Here is a 4,980-nt window from a genome sequence, read left to right on the forward strand (position 1 = left end):
TCCCTAAGATAGTCCAACCTTTCGTCCGCACCCCCACCGGCCCCTTCGCAAGGACAATCACCACGTAGCTCTTTGGGTGCGGTTCGATGGGATCGGTTCGGTAAATTTCATGGTTCTAATGGGTGTAATGCATAGATGCCTATGTGCTTAATTGCTTGGCTTCAGAATGTTGTTGTATAGCAAGCGCTTAACGGAGATTGTAAATTTCTATGCTGCGTCGGTGGGTCCTAAAGTAGGAGAAACCTGCAAAATGGCGGGTTAGCCAAGAGAAAATGCTGGTTGATGCGCATGCAGATTTGTTGCGGTAAGAAAAATTGCTGGTTGATATTTTTCTATCTTCGAAAAGCGCCCCATTTCCTGTTCATAGGAAAAATGAGGCAACTATGGACACCGAAAACAAAAACGTAAGTATAACCTTTGATCTGCTCAATAGCATACTTGAAGCCGAGTTCTCAATCACTACGACACGGCTTTTGATCGGTATGATCTTCCTTCAAGATAGACACGAGCTTTGGCGCACAGATGATCTATATATGCAAGATACAACCCGTGCCAGTATGTGGTGCTTCGGCGCCGAACTCCGTCATTTAGTAGGGCCATCGAAAGCTAACAAGGCTGCCCCTTTGCTGAACCTAATTGCCGAAGTGAGTGGTTCTGGGTTATTCGATGCGATACACATGTCAAACCGGAATCACCGAATCCACTGGTGTTTCAGCTCGGCGGTTCATCAACTTATGGCCCTACGTTGGAGTGATGATTTCGCACTCATTGATATTCGACACGCCGCTGCATGCCGTTCTGCTACGACGCTCAACTTATACTGCAGAATAAGAAATCTCAGAAACCACCGTATCCCAGAGTTTGAAATTCCTCTTTCAAAACGATGGTGTGACTACCGACGAGAGTTTTTCCAGAGCTTGCAGCAGGCCGTGGAGCTGGCAGGTACAACGGCGTTCGTTGGCCTCGAGTGGGTTCGACGGGGGAATGGTCAACAGCGCCTTCTCATCCGGTTGCGGCATGAAGGAACTACTTGGTTTCCTGATAAACTGAGAAGCTGGTCACTAAATTCGCGAGTATTTAGAGTGTCCCACTACGAAGTTGCCGAGATCGATAAGAGAGATTTTAGAGAGTATGCTATTGATGGAGAAAACCCTACTGATGTTGAAGCAAACCTGCGGAAGAATCTCCCGGCAGCTTCCCGATGATAAAGCTCGGAATCATCACTGATCACTGCAAGAGTTTATTGCAATCAAGGATTGTACCGTTTTGAAGAGAGGCTTAGCAATTTAATATTGCTAAGCACAAACTCAGTTCAATTGACGCTCATTTCGTAGCAAATCTTAGCATCATACCACGATCGCCGCATCTCTAACACCTTTTGCGAACTGAATTATCTCAACAGCACGGTTATCTTCAAAAGCGCCGGAAGTTCGCAAGTTATCAATATCAAGAAAGGGCCTTCACTGGAACTTCCGCTTCAGACTATTGTTGACTGATGTGGTAATCCCCCCGTTTTTGCGGGGACTTGGTCGTAGAATTTACGCGGCCATTCTCAGTTTCTGGGCGGGGGTCATTCCGCCGTTGCCCATGTTTGGGCGCTCATTGTTATAAGACCAGAGCCACTCGGTGGCAATCTGCTGCACCTGGTCGATGGTTTCGAAGATGTGGAGGTCCTGCCATTCGTGCCGGACCGTCCGGTTGTAGCGCTCGACATAAGCGTTCTGCTGCGGTTTCCCCGGCTGTATGTGGGCCAAGGCGATGCCCTTGTTTTCGGCCCATTCCATGAGGGTGCCGCTGATGTATTCCGGGCCGTTGTCGACTCGTATGGTTCGAGGCGCACCACGCCATTCGATGATCTGGTTCAGCGCCCTGATGACGCGTTCCGCGGGTAGCGAGAAGTCGACCTCAATACCCAGCCCTTCACGGTTGAAGTCGTCCAAGACATTCAGCAGCCGGAACTGGCGACCGTCCCCGAGGCGATCTGCCATGAAGTCCATGGACCAGACTTCGTTCGGCTGTTCTGGCACGACCAACTCGTCGGGCTTCTCCCGTTTCAGCCGTTCGCGCGGCTTGATCCTGAGGTTCAGCTCCAGCTCGCGGTAGACCCGCTTGTGGTTCCAACCATGGCCCTGGATATTGCGCAGGTAGAGAAAGCATAGGCCGAAGCCCCAAGTCTTCTTCGCCTTCGTCAGCCCAAGCAGCAGGTCGGCGATCTGCTCGTTCTCATCGTCCAGCTTCGGGCTGTATCGGTAGCAGGTTTCGCTGACATCAAATGCCCGGCACGCCAGCGCGATGCTGACGCCCTTCATCGCCACCGCTTTCACGGCCAACTCTCGGCGTTGAGCTGGCCGCTTCATTTTTTTCCGAGCGCCTCCTTCAGCAGGTCGTTTTGCATGCTGACATCAGCAAACATACGCTTCAGGCGGCGGTTCTCCTTGGCCATCGCCTTCATCTCGCTGATCAGGCTCGCATCCATACCGCCATATTTGGCCCGCCATTTGTAAAGAGTGGCACTGCTCATGCCATGTTCACGGCACAACTCGGCAGCAGGAACGCCGCCTTCCATCTGGCGCAGCACGCCCATGATCTGGGCCTCGGTAAAACGTGACTTCTTCATCGGAATCTCCTCGTTCATCCTGCCGAGAAAATTCTACTTCCGCATCCCCTTAACATCGGGGGGGATTACCATGTCTATCAGGCTATCGGCCGCGGAATAGTGTAACAAACGCGTCAACGTAACCAGGGTGGGAAAAAATTCGGATCGGTGTCGGTGATGTTGTTTACGGGGACATGATTTATGACTTGTAAGCTGGGAAGGGTAGGAACGCCATCTCAGGATCGGTTTTCGGCTTCGACGGCGTTTTCTCTTTGGCTGTAGCGTCTATGCTCAAAAGCACATCAGACAGAGGAAATGCCTCGCGCTCTCTTTCTGCCAATCGCGCGTGCACTAAACCGACGATCCGCTTCCGCTCTGACCGCGGCAGACTGCTTGCCCAATCTAAGAAGGCGTATCCAAATAGCACTTTACGACGTGTATCGCGCTTTCGATTTTGTAAGGCCGCCTTGGCCTTCGCGTCGGCGAGTTTTGCGCGCTCCTTCGCAATCTTTTCTTCGAGAGCAGCGATTTGTTTTTCAATTGGGGGCATCCAGTATCTCCAGTTGGCTTTCAGGCGTTGAATGGGATATGAGGCCTTACCTGCCGAAGCGCTCCCAAATAAAGCGCAACTATCGATGACGCCGACGTGCGCCCCCACCGAGCCTGGGAAAGGCGAAGGGCGCGGTTACGCAACTCCGTTGGAGTTGCCGCGCGCCTGCCGCGGGCTTTTTTCGAGCGGATCCAGAAGTTGGGCGCCATCTAAAATAGATGAGACACAAAGCATCACGATTCGAAGTTAAGGTTCGCAACCGCAGCAACACCGCCTCTATCGTAGCAGCGGCGGCCTATTGCACCGGCGGGCGCTATCGCTGCGACCGCACTGGTAAAGTGAAGAATTATTCCCGCCGGCGTGATGTGGTTTCCGTTGAGTCGATCAAGCTTCCGAATGATCCCGAGAAAGTGTTCAACGCCGCTTGTTCAAAGGAAAAGCATCCAAGGGCCAGGCTTGCACGAGAGATACTGGTGTCATTGCCCCATGAGCTACCGCTCAAGAGGCAACGTGTACTGGTTCGTGGGTTCTGTCTTTGGATGCATGATCGTTATGGAATGTCTTCCATGGCCGCAATTCATCATCCGTTTGCCCATGGTTTGGATCAAGAAATTTTACGAGATATGATTCCAATGACCGAGGGGCAAAAAGAGGTGCCGAAGCTTCGGAAAGATGAGCGTGGGAACCCTCTAAATCAGCACGTTCATATACTGTGCCCAACCCGTGTTTGGAATGACGAGACAGGGTCTTTTGGCCAGAAGATACGTGACTTGGATGGCATAGTTTCAGGTCCGCAGATTATTCAGGAGATGCGCGACGAGTGGCAGAAACGGGTTAACCGTGAACTAACGAAAGCAAACGTCCCAATGCTTGTTGACCTTAGGAGCTATGAGAAGGCTGCTGCCAACGGTGACGCGCCCGGCGGTCTCACGCCGCAACCGAAGATGGGCCCACGGAACACCGCTCGCAAGCGTCGCCGCATCTTGGAGAATGGATCAGATGACACGCATCTGGGCAAGACGCGCGCAAAGATCCAAGCGAAGAATGAAGAGCTTTGGAAGAGCTGGTTGCTAATACGTGACCTTGAACGCGAGAAGGCCCGACTCAAAGATTCCGAATCGATTGCAGCAAAGAATGAGACTGCGCGGCTGGCGAAAGTGGACGAGGCAAATACGAATATCGAATCCGCCAGGACTGCTGACGCCCGCGCGAAAGCTATCGAAAATGCGCCTCACCTCGACACGCTTGACCCAACCCGGGCCGCAATTCTTTGGGCGCAAGGTAGGATGGAGAAGAAGATTGACCCGAAAAGCGATCGTACAATTGACCCTGAAACCGAAACGGCGGCTACTCCAGAATCGAAACAGCAACCAAGGTTTGCAATGAGCCAAAAGGCAAAACAACGTGCTCGCCCGCCGCGCCAGAGGCAGAGAAAGATAGGTAGTTGATCTTTTTTCACATATTCTCATTGATCAACGCCGACAAGCGGTTCTCCCCAATAGTTAAAAAGGGGAAACGCCTCTTTTCTGTTCATATGGTACCGACGGTATGCATAAATGAGTTGAACGTCTTCTGGGATGTTTTCCGCGCCCCAATGATCAATTTTAAGCTCATCAGAGTCGGCGTCACGCGCCCAAATTTCCGCTTCAAGTCTTTCAACCTTCAGAAGCCGGAACATGGACTCAGCTCTTTTGATCGCAGAAAGCTTCTCATGATTGGATGTAGATGCACAACGCAGGGAGCGTTCAGCATTCCGCAGGCGCAATAGAAACGCCTCTTGAAGGTCAATATGCTCGTGAGCGCTTACGTGGTCTATTAACAAGTTACTGAACTT

Annotated in this window: 5 protein-coding genes; 2 read left to right on the top strand and 3 right to left on the bottom strand. The window is 51.8% G+C overall.

Annotation, left to right across the window (positions count from 1 at the left end; translation table 11 throughout):
- Positions 1-383 precede the first annotated feature (383 nt).
- Complete coding sequence (locus A3728_RS22740; RefSeq protein ID WP_150120713.1) at positions 384-1,205, top strand: hypothetical protein; 822 nt, start codon at positions 384-386, stop codon at positions 1,203-1,205.
- A gap of 333 nt (positions 1,206-1,538) precedes the next feature.
- Here the strand turns inward: A3728_RS22740 and A3728_RS09475 are convergent.
- Positions 1,539-2,617, bottom strand: a protein-coding gene (locus A3728_RS09475) for an IS3 family transposase (protein ID WP_150120714.1) whose coding sequence is annotated in 2 segments (ribosomal slippage) — positions 1,539-2,356 and positions 2,356-2,617 — 1,080 coding nt in all. Because the reading frame shifts where the segments join, the coding sequence is not laid out codon by codon here.
- Positions 2,618-2,795: 178 nt separating this feature from the next.
- Positions 2,796-3,146: a hypothetical protein gene (locus A3728_RS09485; protein WP_067922661.1), complete on the bottom strand. Its 351-nt coding sequence runs from the start codon at positions 3,144-3,146 to the stop codon at positions 2,796-2,798.
- A 218-nt stretch (positions 3,147-3,364) separates the two neighbouring features.
- Between A3728_RS09485 and A3728_RS09490 the strand changes: the two genes are divergently transcribed.
- Entirely contained in the window at positions 3,365-4,594 is a 1,230-nt protein-coding gene (locus A3728_RS09490; RefSeq protein ID WP_082851055.1) for a MobA/MobL family protein, read from the top strand.
- 17 nt (positions 4,595-4,611) lie between these two features.
- On the opposite strand, the gene A3728_RS23715 is transcribed toward A3728_RS09490, so the two are convergent.
- Positions 4,612-4,980 (bottom strand): hypothetical protein (locus A3728_RS23715; RefSeq protein ID WP_236630455.1); only part of this gene is annotated, 369 nt, incomplete at its 5' end.

Source organism: Sulfitobacter sp. HI0040 (genome assembly GCF_001634885.1).
Lineage (GTDB): Bacteria > Pseudomonadota > Alphaproteobacteria > Rhodobacterales > Rhodobacteraceae > Sulfitobacter.